Here is a 17207-nt window from a genome sequence, read left to right on the forward strand (position 1 = left end):
CGCAGAAGCAACGAGCGGTTTGCGGTGCAGGATCGTGCGGTTAAAACCGCCCCTACAAAACGGCCGCCGCGCTTACCAGCTCAGCACTCTCCACTGCGCCTGTGTCCCTGGCGTGCCGCGTCCGTCAGTGCGGTTGAAAACGCCGTTCCCCTGTTCGTCGATCAGCGTGTAGGGAATACCCACGACCGGATAGACCTTGATCATGTAGAGGCGCCCCTTGAGGCGGAACTCCTCGATGCGCGCTTCCTGGTTCTTGCGCACGGTCACTTCGCTGCCGGGCTTCACCGCAGGCTCAGAAGCACTCGCTGGCGGTGGCTGGACAGCACGCGGCTCTTCGATGGGCTGCAGATCGGGCGGGGGTGGTACGTCAGCCGCCCAGGCCAGCGGGGTCAGGCTCATCAGGCAGATTACGGTCATCCGTTTCATCACACACCTCCTGCGCGCAAACGCGCCAACAAGGTCTCAACCGCCACGCCGCGATGGCTGGTGGCGTTCTTCTGCGCTGCCGGCAACTGGGCGGCCGTCATGCCGTGCGCCGGCAAAAAGAAATACGGGTCGTAACCGAAGCCGCCCTCACCCAGCGGAGTATCGATGATCTGACCGTGCCACTCGCCTTCCGCGATGATGGGCTGCGGGTCGTTCGGCCCACGCACGAAAACCAGCACACAGACGTAGTGCGCCCGACGATCTGCCACACCAGCCAGCTTCTCGATCAGCAATGCGTTATTGCGCGCGTCCGATTTCGGCTCGCCGGCAAAACGCGCCGAATAAACGCCGGGCGCACCCTCCAGCGCGGCCACACAGATACCGGAATCATCGGCAAGTGCCGGCAGGCCCGTTTGCACGGCAGCATGCCGCGCCTTGGCGAGGGCGTTCTCGACGAAGGTGTGATGCGGCTCCTCGGCTTCGCTGACGCCCAGCGCCGACTGCGGGATCACCTCCCAACCCAGCGGTGCGAGCAGTGCCGAAAACTCACGCAGCTTGCCCGCGTTGTTGGAGGCCATGACCAGCTTCTTCATTCCATTCATCCTAGTTCACCGCGCCTTCGCACGCCGCCTGCAGCCGATCAACGAGCTCCGGCGTCAGACGTGGCGCGACCTCCAGCGCCTTCATGTTCTCGACAACCTGAGCAGGGCGCGAAGCGCCCGTGATGACACTGGATACATTGCGGTTGCGCAGGCACCAGGCAATCGCCAGCTGCGAGAGGCTGCAGCCCACCTCCTGCGCAAGCGGCAGCAGCTTGCGCACAGCGGCATTGCGCGGCTCGTCGCGCAAGCGTTCCTGCAGCCACTCATAGCCCTTGAGCGTGCCGCGCGAGCCAGCGGGAATGCCATCCACATACTTTCCACTAAGCAAGCCGGACGCGAGCGGGCTCCAGGTTGTCAGTCCCAATCCCAGATCTTCGTAGAGGCGTCGATACTCCTGCTCGACGCGTTTGCGCACGAACAGGTTGTACTGCGGCTGCTCCATCACCGGCTTGTGCAGGTGGTGGCGCTCGGCAATTTCCCAGGCCGCGCGAATCTCGTCAGCGCTCCATTCCGACGTGCCCCAGTACAGCGCCTTGCCACGGTTGATGATGTCGTGCATGGCCCACACGGTCTCTTCGACCGGCGTGTTGGGGTCAGGCCGATGGCAATAGATCAGGTCTATGTAGTCGAGCCCGAAGCGCTTGAGCGAACCATCTATGGCGCCGAGGAGGTATTTGCGATTGAGCGTGTTCTTGCCGTTGGGGTCGTCCGACAGACCCCAGAAGAATTTGCTCGACACCACGTAGTGCTCACGCGCCCAGCCCAGTTCGCGCAGGGCGGCACCCATGATGGTTTCCGACGCGCCGGCGGCGTAGGTCTCGGCATTGTCGAAGAAGTTCACGCCGGCATCGCGCGCGGCGGCCATGCATTCGCGTGCGAGCTTCGTGTCGAGCTGGTTGGAGTAGGTCACCCACGACCCGAAGGACAGGGCGCTGACCTTGAGGCCGGAACGGCCCAGACGACGGTACTCCATGCAAACTCCTCGCGACGGACAAGACGGTGTCCGCAATTGTACGCCGCGAGGTTGTCAGCGCCGGCTCAGCGCCCGCCGTACGCGCGCGCCGGCACACCCTGCAGGTAGAGATGCAGGGCGCGCATGTCGGTCTCGCTGAACTTGCCGAGTGCGTCGAAGGGCATCACCTTGCTGATCGTGCTGCCGTCCGGCCGCTTGCCGGTGCGGAACATGGCGATGAAGGTCTCGGCACTGGCGTACTGCGGCATCGTGGAGCCTTCACCGGGCGTGAGATTCGCGGCGGCCGGCCAGTCAGGCGGCGCGCCCGGAATCTTGCCGCCGGACAAGCCCTCGCCATGGCAGCCCTTGCACATATTGACCACGTATGCGCCGTGCTCGACTGTCACGCCTTCAGCCACCGGCTGTTGTACCGGCAGACTGTGGTCGATACGCTCGGCCGCGTCCTTGACGACACCCAACGCATACAGCGCCCGTACCGGCACAGGCAGCTCCAGAATGGCGCCCTGCCCCGCCGCAGGCGGCAGGTGGCGCACATAGGCCACCAGAGCAGCGAGATCCTCGTCGGTGAGGCGGTTGTAGTCTTCGGAAGGCATGATCAGCAGAGGGCGTCCATCCGGCTTGACGCCATGACGTATCGTGCGCTCCCAGTCTGCCGGTTTGTAGTTGGCCACCACATTGCCCGCACCGGGGCTGATGTTGGGGCCCGCAACGTGCATGCCATTGCCGTCATTGATGAAGCTGCGGCCCGCGCCATCCGCACCATGGCAATCGGCACAGCCGCGCGATGCGTACAGATAGCGGCCACGCTCGATGCTTTGCGCGTCATCGCGCAAGGCCAGTGGGTAAGGCTTGATCTCAACGACACGCTCGCGCTTCACATTGCTGTACATCACCGCGGCACTCACGGCGACCGTCAGCCCGGCCGCCAGCACGACGAGGCTGACGCAGCCACGCCGGATCCACTTGTTCATGACACTCTCCCTGTTGTCTGTCTGTACGTGACACGAGCATCTCCCGTGCCACGCTCAAGCGCGGGCATTACAGCGCAAGCCTCCGGGCACAACCAGTGTCCGGAAGGACCGGAGGGCTGCCCGTCAGGGAAGGGTCGGTAGAATGAGGTTCCACTGCACCCATCAGCCTCGCCCGATGCCCTCGCCCAACACTTTCTTCTGGCACGACTACGAAACCTTCGGCGCCGTGCCACGTCGCGACCGCCCCGCGCAGTTCGCCGGCATCCGTACCGACATGGATCTCAACGCGATCGGCACGCCGGTGATGCAGTACTGCCGGCCCGCGCCCGACTACCTGCCGGACCCCGAGGCCTGCCTGCTGACCGGCATCGTGCCGCAGACCTGCCTCGAACTGGGTCTGCCCGAGCATGCCTTCGCCACCACTATCGAACAGGAACTCGCCGCACCCGGCACCATCGGCGTGGGCTACAACACCATCCGCTTCGACGATGAAGTCACGCGCCATCTGTTCTGGCGCAACCTCATCGACCCCTATGCGCGTGAATGGCAGAACGACTGCGGTCGCTGGGACCTGCTCGACGTCGTGCGCTGCACACACGCCCTGCGCCCCGAGGGCATCGAGTGGCCAAACCATGATGACGGCCGCAGATCGTTCAAACTCGAACACCTCAGCGCTGCCAACGGCCTGCTACACGACGCGGCGCACGATGCGCTGTCCGACGTGCGCGCGACCATTGCGCTCGCGCGCCTTATCAAGACGAAGCAGCCACGCCTGTGGGACTTCTGCCTCAAGCTGCGCAAGAAGGATGCGGTGCTCGCCGAAATCGACCTGCTCAACCCACGCCCCTTCCTGCATGTCTCCGGCATGTTTGGCGCCGAGCGCGGCTGCATCGCCGTGTGCTACCCGCTGGGCGCACACCCGACGAACAAGAACGAGGTCATCGTGTGGGACCTCGCCCATGATCCTTCTGAACTCTTCACGCTCGACGCAGCCACAATGCGCGAACGCATGTTCAGCAAGGCCGAAGATCTGCCCGAGGGCGTCACGCGCCTGCCGGTGAAGACCATCCACATCAACAAGTCACCGATCGTGATCGGCAACCTCAAGACACTCAGCGCGCCCATGGCCGAGAAGTGGGGCATCGATCTTGCCCAGGCCGAACGCCATGCGGCCAATGCCGCCCGCGCACCAGAACTGGCGCGCCTGTGGCCCGAGGTTTTCCGCCGCCCCGCCGAGGACAGGACACCTGACGTCGATGAAGATCTCTACGGTGGCTTCGTCGGCAACGCCGATCGCCGCGTCCTCAACCGCCTGCGCTCACTGGATGCCAGTGCGCTCGCCAGCGAGCGCTTCAGCTTCGACGACGCGCGCCTCGAAGAAGTCGTATTCCGCTACCGCGCACGCAACTTCCCGGAATCCCTGAGCGAGCAGGAAGCAGCGCGCTGGCAAACCCACCGTGTCATGCAACTGCACGAAGGCGGAGGCAGCACATGCACGCTGAGCGCCTATTTCGACCGTATCGATGAACTCAGCGAGACCGTTGACGAACGCGGCGAGGCCATCCTCAGCGCGCTCTACGATTACGCGGAAGAAATCGCGCCGGCACTACGCTGATGTCACCTGAAGACCTGGAACGCCTTGTCGCAACGGAAATGCCTTTTGGCAAGTTCAAGGGCCACTTGCTGGCCGATTTACCCGGACACTATCTGGGATGGTTTGCGCGCGAAGGCTTTCCGAAAGGTCAGATCGGGCGTCTGCTGTCGCTGATGCATGAGCTGGATCACAACAACCTGCGCGCCCTGCTCGATCCACTGAGGCGACGCTGAATATCAACGTCCCTGCACGTTGCCCCAGATGACCTTGTGCAGCTGCACCTGCATGCGTACCGGCAGCTTGTCGCGCAGTACCCATTCGGCCAGATCGGCCGGCGCGAGTTTGCCCTGCACAGGGGAGAACAACACCGGGCAGCGCCCGATAAGCTGATGTTGCGCAAGCACATCACACGCCCAATCGTAGTCCGCCCTGTCTGCCAACACGAACTTCAACTCATCACTCGCATTGAGATACGAAATGTTTTCCCAACGATTGCGCGTGACCTCTCCCGAGCCCGGCGCCTTCAGATCCATGATGCGCGAGACGCGCGCATCGACACCGGAAATATCCAGCGCACCGCTCGTTTCGAGCGACACCTTGTAACCGCGATCACTCAGCTCACGCAGCAGGCCCAGGCATTCGCGCTGCGCGAGCGGTTCACCGCCGGTGACGCAGACATAAGGGGTGCCATGCGTCGCAATCTCGTCGAAAATCTCGTCGAAGCTGCGATAGCCCCCGCCATGGAACGCATACTCGGTGTCACACCAGGTGCAGCGCAATGGGCAACCGGTCAGGCGCACGAACACCGTCGGCAGGCCGACGCGGCTCGATTCCCCTTGCAGCGAGAAGAAGATCTCGGTGATACGCAGGCGCCGCTCGCTGGGCGCCTGCACGGTCTCTGCTACTGCGGTCACTTCTTGGTCAGGCGTTGCTTGGCGGTCTTGGCCGCATCACTCTTGGGATACTTGGCGACCAGGGTTTCAAGCGTCTTGCGCGAAGTCTTGCTGTCGCCCAGCTCCTGCTGGCAATTCGACAGGGCCAGCATCGCATCCGGGGCCAACATGTCATCCGGCCAATTGTTGGCGACCTTGTCGAAGTAGGCTACCGCCCCCTCGAAATCACGCGCCTGCACCAGCGCAGTGCCGGCCCAGTAATGCGCGCTGGGAATGAAGCTGCTCTTCGGCCAGTTCTTGATGAACTGTCGGAATGCGAATGCCGCATCGACGTGCTTGCCCGCACGCAGGAAGCCGACGGCTGCTTCGTAGTCCTTGGGCTCGTTGGCCGGATCCAGCACCGGCTCGGCCGGGCGCGCGGCAATCGCGGCCGCGTTGGCTGCGATCTTCTGGTTCAGCTCGGCAATCGCCGCCTCCAGTTTGCGCATGCGGGTGTCCAGATCAACATAGAAGTCTTTCTGGCGCTTCTGGTTCTGATCGATATCGTTGGTGTTGACCTCGATCTGTCCACGCAACTTGGCGATCTCGGCGCGCAGGGCTTCGATCTGGTTAACCAGCAATGCCTGCCCCTTCGCCGCCTGCTCCAGGCGCTGAGTGCGCTCATCCACGTCGATACGCAATTGTTCGATGCGCTTGCGTGCTTCGTCGTCGTCGAACAGGCCAGCGCGTGCTGGCAGTGCAAGCAGCGCCAGCAGGAGTGGCAGGCTACGGATCAGGATGGATTGGTTCATGCGTTAACCCGGCGGTTATCAAGACGAACGGGGTGTGCGGTGCAAGCACCGGACACCCCGCATTCATTTTGCTGCTGTCGCGAATTACTTGTAGATCACATCCACGCGACGGTTTTCGGCCCAGGCGGCTTCGTTGCTGGCGGGATTACGCGGCTTTTCCTTGCCGAGACTGACGGCTTCGACCAGTTCTTCCTTGACGCCAAGCGACTTCATCATGGCCTTCACAGCTTCAGCACGCTTCTGGCCCAGAGCCAGGTTGTACTCGCTGGAGCCGCGTTCGTCGGCGTTACCTTGCAGCAGAACCTTGGCGCCCTTGGCCTTGATCCAGGCGGAGTGGGCTTCAACGATGTCGAAGTAGTCCAGCTGCACTTCGAAGCTGTTGTACTCGAAGAAGATGTCCTTCTTGGCGAACAGCATCTTGAACTTGGCATCTTCGAACGGATCCTTCTTGGCCGGGGCTTGCGTGGTAGCAGCAGGCTTGGCCGGTTCAGCAGGCTTGGCGGCCGGTGCGGTCGATGCGGTACCGGCTGTGGCTGCGGGAGCAGCGGCCGGTGCCGTTGCGGGCGCTTCCGGCGTGGAACTACAAGCAGCGAGGGCGGCGGCCAGCAGGATGCTCAAGGGCAATGCGATTTTCATGTCTACTCCCGTATCTGGTTTCTCGGAACAAGGGTGGCGCAATACTAGCAGATCAGCTTGTCAGCGGCCCCCATGCTGGCTCACGGATGTCTCCGAAAGCCTGGAGGGGCTTGTAGCGGACCTTGCCGTCGACCGACACGGCCGACAGCACGCCTCGACCCCCTACTTCGGTTGCGTAGAGTATCAGGCGACCATTTGGTGCAAAAGTGGGCGATTCATCCTTGGCGGTATCGGTCAGAGCCAGCGTCTGCTGGGTAGCCAGATCCTGCACCATGAGCTGGAAGCGCCCGCCGTTGCGGGAAATGTACGCCAAGGTCTTGCCATCGGGCGAGATGCGTGGCGAAACATTGTAGCTGCCTTCGAAAGTGACGCGCGTCGCGTCACCTCCGTCGACTGGCATTCTGTAGATCTGCGGGCCGCTGCTACGGTCGGAAGTGAAGTAGATCCACCTGCCATCTGCGGAGAAGCAAGGCTCCGTATCAATGGCCACGGACTCGGTCAAGCGACGCAGGCCGCTGCCATCGGCATTGATCATATAGAGCTGGGAAATACCGTCCTTGGTCAGCACGATAGCCAGACGACGGCCATCCGGCGACCAGGCCGGCGCAGAGTTCGAACCCTTGAAGTTGGCCACTACGTAACGCTGACCCGTTGCCACGGTCTGCACGTAGATGATTGGCTTCTTCAGCGCAAAGGACACGTAGGCGATACGCTTGCCGTCCGGCGACCAGGCCGGCGAGATGATGGGTTCGTCGTCCGAGAAAGCCGAGGCAGGATTGCTGCCGTCGTATTCGGCGATCTGCAGACGATAGCTGCGACCTTGCTTCTGGATGAAAGCGATTTGGGTCGAAAAAACGCCCGGCACGCCAATCAGTTGCTCGTACACGAAGTCAGCGATCTTGTGCGCAGCGATGCGCCAGTTTTCCGGCCGGATCGCCAGCGAAGCGCTCTTGAGCTCCGCCTGGCGCACGACGTCATGCAACCGGAACACAACCTCGGCAGAGCCATCGGGCAGGGATCGCACCGAACCGGCCACCAGGTTGTCAGCCCCCAGTCCGCGCCAGTTCGACCAGTCCGGGCGTGCCGGATCGACAACCGGAGCTCCGTCAACGAAGCGGAACAGCCCCGTGCGTTCCAGGTCGGCACGGATTACTTCTGAGATCGGCTTGGGCAGCTGGTTTTCCCCGCCAAAGCGACTCACCGCGATGGGGATCAGATTGGCCCCCATGCCGGAGATTTCGACAGTCAGTTCAGCCTTTGCGAGACCAGGAACCAACGCGAGCGCGGGACATGACTGGAGGAATTGGCGTCTTTGCATGGGGCGCAAGTATATCCAATGCGGGGCTAGGGCTTGCCTAACGGATAGAAAACGAAACGGAAGTTACGTTGAAACGCTTCCGGACTTGGCGGTGGGGGCAAGGGGCTAGACTTGTAGATGGCTCCCTCGATCGCCCTGTCCAGCACTGCATTGCCAGAACTGCGGACAATTCGCACGCTGGCCTCTTTGATGCTGCGATCCGGCAAGAGTTCCAGCACGATTTCCGCACTGGGCTTACCCGTCACCCCTGGCGGGATGGTACCGGTCAGGTTGCCCCTCACCTTGGCCTCGATCAAGTTGATCCAGTCGAACTGCGCCTTGCGCACCCCCTCGGATTCCACCTCGGCCTGAATAAGGGCTCGGGAACTGGCTTGCGCCGCCGCCATACGCTTGCGCGTATCGAGCTCCACGCGGTCACGATTCAACAGCTCGAGCTGACGAGCGTCCAGTCCCGGAGGCGCCACTGGACGCGGCTCTGCCTTTTGCGGCTCGGGCTTCGGGGGCTCCGGCTTGGGCGGCTCTGGTTTCTTGACCGGCTTGTCCGGCGGTTTGGGCAAGACAATATCGGGCTTGCGCACGGGCTCAAGTTCGGGCTGCGGCGCAACCGTCTGACGCACAGGCTCAGGCGCTGGCGGGGGCGGAGCAGGAATCGGCGGAGGCAGCTCTCGGAACAGATCGACCTGCACGGGCTCGATGACCTTGTGCTGCCACTGCACGCCCACGAACAGCACCAGGGCCAACAGGGCGTGCATCAGCACAGTGAGCACCAGGCTGAGCCACTTTCCCGGAGCCTCGCGCGCCAATGCGGGCGGCATATCGAGGGCGTACATGGCCGGCTGTCCCTCAGTTCTCCGGCTGGCGCACCAGCAGGCCAACCTTGGCAACCTGGTTGCGCTGGAGCAGGTCCATGACCTGCATGACCGTCTCGTAACGCACGCTCTTGCTGGCCGAAATGACAACAGCCTGATCCGGATTCAGCCCCTGTGCAGTCTTGATGCGCGCCAGCAACTGCTCCTTGCCGACTTTCTCCGCCGCGGCGCCAGGCTTTGCCGTGTCACGCAACGTCCAATCCTTCTCGCTGGCGATATCGATCTGCAGAGGGGCGGACTGCGGCTTGGGCGGCGTCGACTTCGCCACGCTCGGCAGGTCGATCGTGCCCGTCGGCATCATCGGTGCCGTGACCATGAAAATCACAAGCAGAACCAGCATCACGTCGATGTAGGGCACGACATTGATCTGGTTCATGAAGCGGCGCTGGCGCATGGTTTTGCTCCGTCGGGCTGGCGTTCGGCCTCAGGCCCAGTTATCGGATCTGGCGCTGCAGGATGTTCGAGAACTCTTCTGTGAAACTCTCGAAGCGGATGGCCAGACGATCCACGTCATGGGCGTAGCGGTTGTAGGCTACCACCGCAGGAATGGCCGCGAAGAGACCAATCGCCGTTGCCACGAGGGCCTCAGCAATCCCGGGCGCGACCTGGGCAAGCGTTGCAGCCCCCACGTTCGACAGCCCGCGGAAAGCATTCATGATCCCCCAGACCGTCCCGAACAGACCGACATAGGGACTCACCGAGCCCACGGACGCCAGAAAGGCGAGATGTGCCTCCAGGTCGTCCAGCTCGCGCTGCAGCGTCGCCTTCATGGCACGGCGCGAACCATCAATGATGTCTGAAGCCTCCAGCCCGGCCTGCCCACGCAGCTTGGCAAACTCACGATAACCCGCCTCGAAGATGCGCGCCAAAGGGCCTGCCGAATCCCGGTCGGCGCTGGCCGCACGATACAAAGCAGTAAGGTCTCCCCCCGTCCAGAACTGGTGCTCGAAAGAACTCGTAGCATTGCGTGCGCTACGCAGGGCAAAACCCTTGCGGAAGATCCAGTACCACGAGATGCCGGACACGGCCAGCAGCAATCCCATCACGAACTTCACGACCAGACTGGCATTCGCCACCAGGCTCAGGATGGACATGTCATCGGCAGAAATCATTCAGTCCTCGTCGGCTTGCAGGAAAAGTTCTTTGATTGAATCGGGAATACGCACCGCGCGGCGCTGCGCCCAATCCACACACGCAATGGTGAAGGAGCCACGAAAAACGCGCTCATCCCCCCGCAGGATGGTCTGATCGAAGATTACACGGGCCTGACCCACGGTCTGGACCCGGCTTTGAACCACCAGCGCATCGTCCAGTTCCGCACCGCGCAGATAGTCGGCATCCAGACGCGCCACCACGAATACCAGGCCCTCGCGGGCTTTCAGCACCCCTTGATCCAGCCCGCGCTGCCTCAGGAACTCGGTACGGGCCCGCTCGCAGAACTTCAGGTAATTGGCGTGATAGACCACGCCACCGGCATCCGTATCTTCGTAGTAGACCCTGACAGGCCACTCGAAGACCGCCCCATGGGTCTCGGTTTTTTGCATGAAAGTATTGTACCCTCGCTGCCCAAGCATCGGCGCGGCTCTCAACCGGACAGCCCTTGTGACCGTTAATCCTGCCTGTAGCGCCACTGTCAAAGCGCTGCGGAGTGGGGCAGAATGCCGCATTTATTGTTCGACCATAAAGAGATGGGGGAATGCCCATGGCACTGACCGAAGCCAAGCTGCTGGCGATGCCCGAGTCGGAGTACATGAATGAAAAGCAGTTGGCCTTCTTCAGGGACCGACTGCTTGCCATGCGCAACGAGTTGCAGCTCAAGGTAGACGAGACTGTTGAGCACATGCGCGAACAGGAAGCCGTCGCTGATCCAGCCGACCGCGCCACCGTCGAAGAAGAGCACGCACTTGAACTGCGCACCCGTGACCGGGAACGTAAATTGCTCAAGAAGATCGACCAGGCGCTGGAGCGGATCAAGCAAGAGGATTACGGCTACTGCGAAGAAACCGGCGAACCGATTGGCCTCGCCCGTTTGCTGGCACGCCCTACCGCCACCCTGTCGGTGGAAGCCCAGGCGCGCCGCGAACGCATGCAGAAGATGTACGCCGACTGACCTGTCAGCCGACCAGTAAGCATTACGAAAGATTGTCCGGGCAGGCTGTCCGAAACACAGCCCCCAGAAAACAGACCCCACCATGGCGATGTCCCTCTTCGGCAAGAAGCCCAATGAAAAGGAGGCGAGCGCCCCTTCCAAAGGCGCACGCGACCCCAAGGGTGACCTGACGACGACCACGATGGATCTCACCCACCTTGGCGCCCCTGGCGACGTGGGTCGCGCCCTTGCTGCGGCAGCGGGCAAAATCAAGGTTACGGAATCCTCGCAGGAAGAACATGCAGCCATCGAAGAGGCTGCCATCCTGTACGCCAACGCCAGCGAGGACGGTGCCCGCGCTGTGCTCGAAGCAGCCATCGATGGCGCGCTCGGCAAGGCTTCGGAAGAGCTGTGGTCCATGCTCTTTGACCTGTACCGCCTGACCGGCAACCGCACCGCATTCGACGCTCGGTCGGAAGCCTATTCCAAGACTTTCGAGATCTCGCCTCCAGTCTGGGACGCCAGCACGCCCAGCCCGACTCCGGAACGTCGCGCCGCAGGCTCGGCCCCCTCGGTAAACCTGTCAGGAAACCTGTCCGGCAACGCCCGATCACAGTTCGAGCAGCTTGTCCGCATCGGTCTGAAAATGGGCAGCCTGCGCATCGAATTGGGGCGCATCAAGGGAATCGATGACTCCGGCTGCGCCCTGCTGATGGAAACGGTCGAAGCACTGAAAAAAGCCAAGGCCAAACTTGTGCTGGCCGGCTCAGCGCACGCACTGTCCCTCGTTGAACCCAAGCTGGTGATCGGCGAAAAGAGCAATCAGGCCTACTGGTTGCTCGCCTTGTCGCTGATCCAGCAGATGGCCAACGCTGAAAAATTCGACGAAGTGGCGCTCAATTACGCGATCACCTTCGAAGAGTCGCCGCCAGCCTACGAAGCACCGCCCGCCGCGCCTGTCGAAGAGGCCGCGCCAGAACCCGTGGCCGCCGAACCGGAAGCTGCAGTGGATCGCTTCCCGATGACGGGCGTCATTGCTGGCAACCAACCCGAAGCTTTCCGTCAGCTCGCCGTCTACGCCTCGCAACGCACACGCATCGAAATCGACGCTTCGCAGACGCGCCGTATCGAATTCGTCAGCGCTGGCTCGCTGTTCAACCAGCTCGCCCAGTTACAAGGCCAAGGCAAGCTGACCGTGATCCACCACCCGAATGCGCTGGTCGCAGCGCTGCTGCGCGTGATGGGCGTTGATCAGGTCGCGACGATCGAACGCCGCAAAACCGCCTGATCTCCGCAAACGCTCAGAGTTTGTAGCCGCGATGCAGAGCCACGGCGCCTGCAGCCAAGTTGAAGAATTCCACGCGCGACAGGCCCGCTTCGCCCATCAGCTGCTTGAGTGACTCCTGATCCGGGTGCATGCGGATCGACTCGGCGAGGTAGCGATAACTGTCTGCATCCCCCGCCACCTTCTGGCCCAGCCAGGGCAGGACCTTGAAGGAGTAAAGGTCGTAAGCCTTGCTCAGCGGCCGCCAGATCTTCGAAAACTCCAGCACCAGCAAACGGCCGCCCGGCTTGAGCACGCGGCGCATCTCGGCCAGGGCCTGATCCTTGTGCGTCATGTTGCGCAGACCAAAGGCCACGGTCACAAGATCAAAATGATTGTCGGGGAACGGCAGCTTCTCGGCGTCGCACTGTGCCACCGGCAACAGGAAACCTTTGTCCGTCGTGCGGTCGCGCCCCACGCTCAGCATGGCGTGGTTGATGTCGGTCAGCCAGACCTGGCCGCTGCTGCCAGCCTGCTTCGCGAAAGCCAGCGACAGGTCCGCAGTACCGCCCGCCACGTCCAGCACGCGCTCACCTTCGCGGACGCCGGCGATCTGGATGGTGAAAGCCTTCCACAGCCGATGCATGCCTGCGGACATGAGATCGTTCATCACGTCGTATTTGCTGGCCACCGACGAGAACACCCCGGCCACGCGACGCGCCTTGTCCTGCTCCGGCACGGTTTCGAATCCGAAATGGGTGTTCTGATCGCTCATGACTGCTCCGCTGAATGGCGTGGGAACCCCGCGCCGAGGTCGCTATTCTAACGGGCATGCTTCAAGCTCGCGAACGGAGGACGCCATGTCTCGCAAACACACACTGATTGCCGCGCTGCTGGCCTGCACGCTGCTGGGCGGCGCACAAGCCGAACTGGCCGAAAAAGCCGCAGCAGCCAAGGACGCCACGGTCGACGCCGCCAGGAAGACCGGCGAAGTCGTTGCGGACACTGCCACCTCGGCGGCGAGCGCCGTCACCACAACAGGCAAGAAGATCGGGAAGAAGACCGCTGAGGTCGCCGTGAAGGTCTACGACAAGACCAAACAGGTCACCAAGGAGGCCGTCGGTGCCGTGGCCGAAAAGACCGGCGAAGCCGCCCACAAGGTCAAGGAAGCAGTGAAGTAGCCCCATAAGGGGAATCGCAATAACGCAACATTGTTGCAGGAGCAACGTCGCTATGGTCCAATGGCGGAATGAGTTCCTCGACCCACGCCGACCGCATCCGGGCCACGGGCGCGCGGGCCACGCCAGCCCGCCTGGCCGTGCTGCGCCTGCTTGAGAGCGCCGACCGCGCACTCAGCCATCACGACGTTGAAACCGCGCTGGATGGCACGGGCATCGACCGTGTCACCCTCTACCGTGTGCTGGACTGGATGGTCGAAGCGGGCCTGGCCCATCGCGTGACGGATGCCCAGCGCGTCTTCCGCTTCAGCATTGCGAATGCCGCGTCGCCGACACATTCGGCGCACGCCCACTTCCGCTGTGATGCGTGCGGCAAGGTGTTCTGTCTCGATGACATCCCCGCTACGCCGCCAGCTCTCCCCAGGGGCTTTGCCAGCCGCGCCGTCGAACTGTGCGTCACCGGCCATTGCGATCGCTGCAAGCAAGAAGACAGCGCCCCGGCCGCCCAGACCAACAAGGATTGACAGGCACGCCCCTCATGACGCTTACCCACATCATTCTTGCCACCCTCGCCGGCGGCCTGCTCAGTGTGCTGGCGGCAGGCCTGCTGCTGATGGGCGTGCCCAACCGCTGGATGCCGCGCATGGTGGGCTTTGCCACCGGTGTGCTGCTGGCCGTGGCCCTGCTCGACATGCTGCCCGAAGCCTTCGAGGCCGATGTCGACGCGCATCAGCTCTTCACCACCCTGCTGGTCGGTCTGCTGGTTTTCTACGGGCTGGAGCGCATCGCCTTGTGGCGTCATTCGCACCCCGACGAAGAGGGGCATGACCACCACTGCCCGGCGCACGACCACCATCATCACCACGGTCATGGACACGGCGTGAGCGGCAACACCGTGTTCTCGGTGATGCTGGGCGACAGCTTCCATAACCTTGTCGATGGCGTGCTGATTGCCGCCGCCTTCCTCACCGATCCGGCACTGGGCTGGAGCACCGCCTTTGCCGTCATCGCGCACGAGATTCCGCAGGAGGCTGGCGACTTCGCCATCCTGCGTGCTTCGGGCATGTCGACGCAGCGCGCGCTGCTGTTCAACGGCCTGTCGAGCCTGGCTGCCGTCGCTGGCGGTGTGCTGGGCTATTTCGCCCTGTCGGAGACGCGCGCCCTGCTGCCCTACGTGCTCACCGTCGCATCAGCGAGCTTCCTCTACATCGCCATCTCCGACCTCCTGCCCCTGCTGCGTCGCGAGGGCCACCGCGCCACCTCGATGTGGCAGACCGCCTGGATGCTGGGCGGCATCGCGCTGATCGCCGTCGCCACACTCGGTCATGCGCACTGAGCGACACGAACGTCGTGTGCCGGTCACACTCCTGACCGGATTCCTCGGCAGCGGCAAGACGACGCTGCTCAACACCATCCTGCGCGACCCCGCCATGGCGGGCAGCGCGGTGCTCATCAACGAGGTCGGCGAGGTCGGCCTTGATCACCTGCTGGTCGAACAGGTGTCAGAAGAGATCACCCTGCTCGAATCCGGTTGCCTCTGCTGCGCCGTACGCGGCGATCTGGTCAAGGCGCTGCGCGACCTCTTCATGCGCCGTCTGCGCCGCGAGATTCCCGCTCTGGACCGCGTCATCATCGAGACCACCGGCCTCGCCGATCCGGCGCCCGTGATCCACACGCTTGTCGAAGATTTCTTCCTCGCAGAGCGCTATGTGCTCGAAGGCGTGGTCAGCACCCTGGACGTGCGCAACGTGCACTGGCAGACCACGCAGCATGCCGAAGCGCGGCGTCAGATCGTGCTCGCCGACCGCATCGTGTTCACCAAGTGCGACCTCGCCAGCGAGACCGACATCGCCTTTGCCGAGGCGCGCGTTGAAGAACTCAATCCCAGCGTGAATTGCTGGCGCAGCACGCCCGGCAGCGTGCCGGAAGGCTTGCTGTCGGGGCTTTCGCCGTATCGCCTTGATGCCCAACCGGCCGAAGCCATTGCGTGGCTCGGTGAAGTACGCGCCGCCGAACAGGCCCGCCTGCAGGCCGGGCGCGGCGTGTTCGGTCAGCGCAAGGCCGCACCGCTCGCCATCCACTCGGAATCGGTGCAGACCCATGTGCTGCGCTTCGAGCAGCCCTTCGAATGGCCCGCCTTCGCGCAAGCCATCGACACCCTGCTGAGCGTGGTCGGCAACGCCATCCTGCGCGTCAAGGGGCTGGTAGCCGTAGCTGGTGAAGACGCCCCGCGCGTGCTGCATGCCGTGCAGCACGAGCGCTACCCCGGCCACAGCCTCACCGCCTGGCCCGACGAAGACCACAGCACGCGCCTTGTCTTCATCGTCGATGATCTGCCGCGCAGCGTGATCGAGAAGGCCTTTTCTGCCTTTTGCGGGCAGGCGCACAGCGCCTGATCCACCACCGGGAACTGAGCCGACGCTCCGGCATCTGAGCAAGCAGTGACCGCACAAGGACGCCCTATGCCGCGCCGCCCCCTGACTTCCGTAAGGCATCCCCTATGGCGTATCGCCGCGCTGCTCGGCCTGCTGTGGACGCTGGCTGCCTGCATGTCGCCGCCGCAATGGGCCATGGCGGCCTTGCCCTCGCAGGTGCGCCCCGACGACAGTTTCAGCACACTGGACCTTGCCTGGCAGGACCCGACACGCGACCGTGCCGTGCCTGCGCGACTGTATCTGCCGAGCTCGGCACAGACTGCACCGGTTCCGCTGGTGATCTTCTCGCACGGTCTGGGTGGCTCGCGCGAGGGCTACAGCTACATCGGCCGCGACCTGGCCGCGCACGGCATGGCCAGCCTGCACGTCCAGCACGTCGGCAGCGACCGTGCCCTGTGGCAGGGCAACCGCCTGACCACCGCCCTGCGCCTCATGCAGGCTGCGGGTGACGACGAGGCCGTCGCCCGCGTGCAAGATCTGCGCTTCGCCCTCGACCAGTTGCTCGCCTCGGACTACGCGCGCCAGATCGATGCCAGCCGCATCGCCGCCGCCGGCCACTCCTACGGCGCCAACACCACCCTGCTGATCAGCGGCGCGCAGGTCCAGCGCGACGGCGAGACGCTGCAGTTCCGCGATCCGCGCATCAAGGCCGCCGTGCTGATCTCCTCGCCCCCGTTCTATGGCGAACCGGACTTCAGCCCCATCCTGCAGCCGATCCGCCTGCCCAGCCTGCACATCACCAGCACGGCCGACGTCATCAACGTGCCCGGCTACCACTCCGAAGCCATCGACCGCATCAAGGTCTTCGACGCCATTGGCAGCACGCAGAAGCTGCTCGCCGTCTTCAAGGGCGGCTCGCACAGCATGTTCACCGACCGCCTCAACACCGGTGGCGCCGAACTCAACCCGATGGTCAAACAGGCCACCCGCGAACTCGTCCGCCTGTTCCTGCAGGAACAGTTCCACCTTCCCGCGCAGCGCATGGCCCTCACCACCTGGCGCGACAGGCATGCGGCCATTCTTGACGGTCTGCGCCAGGGTGAAAGCCCCACGGCACTGATGCGCCCCTGACGCGCCGCCATACCCCGAATCTGCCCCGAGCCGGCCCGGCGACATCATGCATTTGCAACTTTGTTGCAAGAGAAGCGCTCGGTGTGTTTGAATGCCT

The 17207-nt window shown here is 63.3% G+C and carries 22 protein-coding genes; 9 read left to right on the forward strand and 13 right to left on the reverse strand.

What is annotated here, in order from left to right; genetic code table 11:
* Positions 1–72 precede the first annotated feature (72 nt).
* The 4 genes from ABEA02_RS08890 to ABEA02_RS08905 form a co-directional block, all read right to left on the reverse strand.
* Positions 73–426 carry a DUF2782 domain-containing protein gene (locus ABEA02_RS08890; protein ID WP_345532550.1) on the reverse strand — a complete coding sequence of 118 codons (354 nt, stop codon included), beginning with the start codon at positions 424–426 and terminating at the stop codon, positions 73–75.
* Entirely contained in the window at positions 426–1019 is a 594-nt protein-coding gene (gene rdgB, locus ABEA02_RS08895) for an RdgB/HAM1 family non-canonical purine NTP pyrophosphatase (RefSeq protein WP_345532551.1), read from the reverse strand. Before rdgB ends, ABEA02_RS08890 begins: the two co-directional genes overlap by 1 nt.
* Positions 1020–1029: 10 nt before the next feature.
* Complete coding sequence (locus ABEA02_RS08900) at positions 1030–2001, reverse strand: potassium channel beta subunit family protein (protein ID WP_345532552.1); 972 nt, start codon at positions 1999–2001, stop codon at positions 1030–1032.
* 65 nt (positions 2002–2066) lie between these two features.
* The gene (locus ABEA02_RS08905; RefSeq protein WP_345532553.1) at positions 2067–2972 is read right to left on the reverse strand and encodes a c-type cytochrome; all 906 of its coding nucleotides are present in this window, start codon (positions 2970–2972) and stop codon (positions 2067–2069) included.
* A gap of 175 nt (positions 2973–3147) precedes the next feature.
* Between ABEA02_RS08905 and sbcB the strand changes: the two genes are divergently transcribed.
* Together sbcB and ABEA02_RS08915 are read left to right on the forward strand one after the other, a co-directional pair.
* Positions 3148–4587, forward strand: a complete 1440-nt coding sequence (sbcB, locus tag ABEA02_RS08910; protein ID WP_345532554.1) for an exodeoxyribonuclease I — start codon at positions 3148–3150, stop codon at positions 4585–4587.
* The gene (locus ABEA02_RS08915; RefSeq protein ID WP_345532555.1) at positions 4587–4799 is read left to right on the forward strand and encodes a DUF3820 family protein; all 213 of its coding nucleotides are present in this window, start codon (positions 4587–4589) and stop codon (positions 4797–4799) included. Before sbcB ends, ABEA02_RS08915 begins: the two co-directional genes overlap by 1 nt.
* 3 nt (positions 4800–4802) lie before the next feature.
* On the opposite strand, the gene queE is transcribed toward ABEA02_RS08915, so the two are convergent.
* From queE to ybgC, 8 genes are all read right to left on the reverse strand, one after another.
* The gene (gene queE, locus ABEA02_RS08920) at positions 4803–5480 is read right to left on the reverse strand and encodes a 7-carboxy-7-deazaguanine synthase QueE (protein ID WP_345532556.1); all 678 of its coding nucleotides are present in this window, start codon (positions 5478–5480) and stop codon (positions 4803–4805) included.
* Complete coding sequence (gene ybgF, locus ABEA02_RS08925; RefSeq protein ID WP_345532557.1) at positions 5477–6250, reverse strand: tol-pal system protein YbgF; 774 nt, start codon at positions 6248–6250, stop codon at positions 5477–5479. The genes queE and ybgF overlap by 4 nt, the downstream gene beginning before the upstream one ends.
* A gap of 84 nt (positions 6251–6334) precedes the next feature.
* Positions 6335–6886 (reverse strand): OmpA family protein, encoded by a 552-nt coding sequence (locus ABEA02_RS08930; protein ID WP_345532558.1) that lies wholly within the window; start codon positions 6884–6886, stop codon positions 6335–6337.
* A gap of 52 nt (positions 6887–6938) precedes the next feature.
* Positions 6939–8204 carry a Tol-Pal system beta propeller repeat protein TolB gene (tolB, locus tag ABEA02_RS08935; RefSeq protein ID WP_345532559.1) on the reverse strand — a complete coding sequence of 422 codons (1266 nt, stop codon included), beginning with the start codon at positions 8202–8204 and terminating at the stop codon, positions 6939–6941.
* A gap of 26 nt (positions 8205–8230) precedes the next feature.
* On the reverse strand, positions 8231–9034 hold the full coding sequence (locus ABEA02_RS08940; RefSeq protein WP_345532560.1) for a TonB C-terminal domain-containing protein: 804 nt from the start codon (positions 9032–9034) through the stop codon (positions 8231–8233).
* Positions 9035–9047: 13 nt separating this feature from the next.
* Positions 9048–9467, reverse strand: a complete 420-nt coding sequence (gene tolR, locus ABEA02_RS08945; RefSeq protein WP_345532561.1) for a protein TolR — start codon at positions 9465–9467, stop codon at positions 9048–9050.
* A gap of 40 nt (positions 9468–9507) precedes the next feature.
* On the reverse strand, positions 9508–10185 hold the full coding sequence (tolQ, locus tag ABEA02_RS08950; RefSeq protein WP_345532562.1) for a protein TolQ: 678 nt from the start codon (positions 10183–10185) through the stop codon (positions 9508–9510).
* Positions 10186–10617 carry a tol-pal system-associated acyl-CoA thioesterase gene (gene ybgC, locus ABEA02_RS08955; protein ID WP_345532563.1) on the reverse strand — a complete coding sequence of 144 codons (432 nt, stop codon included), beginning with the start codon at positions 10615–10617 and terminating at the stop codon, positions 10186–10188.
* A gap of 158 nt (positions 10618–10775) precedes the next feature.
* On the opposite strand from ybgC, the gene dksA reads away from it, so the two are divergent.
* Together dksA and ABEA02_RS08965 are read left to right on the forward strand one after the other, a co-directional pair.
* Positions 10776–11183, forward strand: coding sequence for an RNA polymerase-binding protein DksA (gene dksA, locus ABEA02_RS08960; protein WP_345532564.1), 408 nt, complete (start codon positions 10776–10778; stop codon positions 11181–11183).
* Between the two features lie 82 nt (positions 11184–11265).
* Complete coding sequence (locus ABEA02_RS08965; protein WP_345532565.1) at positions 11266–12450, forward strand: STAS domain-containing protein; 1185 nt, start codon at positions 11266–11268, stop codon at positions 12448–12450.
* A 13-nt stretch (positions 12451–12463) separates the two neighbouring features.
* Here the strand turns inward: ABEA02_RS08965 and ubiE are convergent, their stop codons facing one another.
* Positions 12464–13201, reverse strand: a complete 738-nt coding sequence (ubiE, locus tag ABEA02_RS08970; RefSeq protein ID WP_345532566.1) for a bifunctional demethylmenaquinone methyltransferase/2-methoxy-6-polyprenyl-1,4-benzoquinol methylase UbiE — start codon at positions 13199–13201, stop codon at positions 12464–12466.
* An 85-nt stretch (positions 13202–13286) separates the two neighbouring features.
* Between ubiE and ABEA02_RS08975 the strand changes: the two genes are divergently transcribed.
* From ABEA02_RS08975 to ABEA02_RS08995, 5 genes are all read left to right on the forward strand, one after another.
* On the forward strand, positions 13287–13607 hold the full coding sequence (locus ABEA02_RS08975) for a hypothetical protein (RefSeq protein WP_345532567.1): 321 nt from the start codon (positions 13287–13289) through the stop codon (positions 13605–13607).
* 68 nt (positions 13608–13675) lie between these two features.
* On the forward strand, positions 13676–14128 hold the full coding sequence (locus ABEA02_RS08980; RefSeq protein WP_345532568.1) for a Fur family transcriptional regulator: 453 nt from the start codon (positions 13676–13678) through the stop codon (positions 14126–14128).
* Between the two features lie 14 nt (positions 14129–14142).
* A complete protein-coding gene (locus tag ABEA02_RS08985) occupies positions 14143–14940 on the forward strand; it encodes a ZIP family metal transporter (protein WP_345532569.1) in 798 nt (265 codons plus the stop codon).
* Positions 14930–16000 carry a CobW family GTP-binding protein gene (locus tag ABEA02_RS08990; protein ID WP_345532570.1) on the forward strand — a complete coding sequence of 357 codons (1071 nt, stop codon included), beginning with the start codon at positions 14930–14932 and terminating at the stop codon, positions 15998–16000. The genes ABEA02_RS08985 and ABEA02_RS08990 overlap by 11 nt, the downstream gene beginning before the upstream one ends.
* Positions 16001–16066: 66 nt before the next feature.
* On the forward strand, positions 16067–17110 hold the full coding sequence (locus tag ABEA02_RS08995) for an alpha/beta hydrolase family protein (RefSeq protein ID WP_345532571.1): 1044 nt from the start codon (positions 16067–16069) through the stop codon (positions 17108–17110).
* Positions 17111–17207: the final 97 nt, after the last annotated feature.

The sequence above is a fragment of the Viridibacterium curvum genome (assembly GCF_039544165.1).
Classification (GTDB): Bacteria; Pseudomonadota; Gammaproteobacteria; order Burkholderiales; family Rhodocyclaceae; genus Viridibacterium; species Viridibacterium curvum.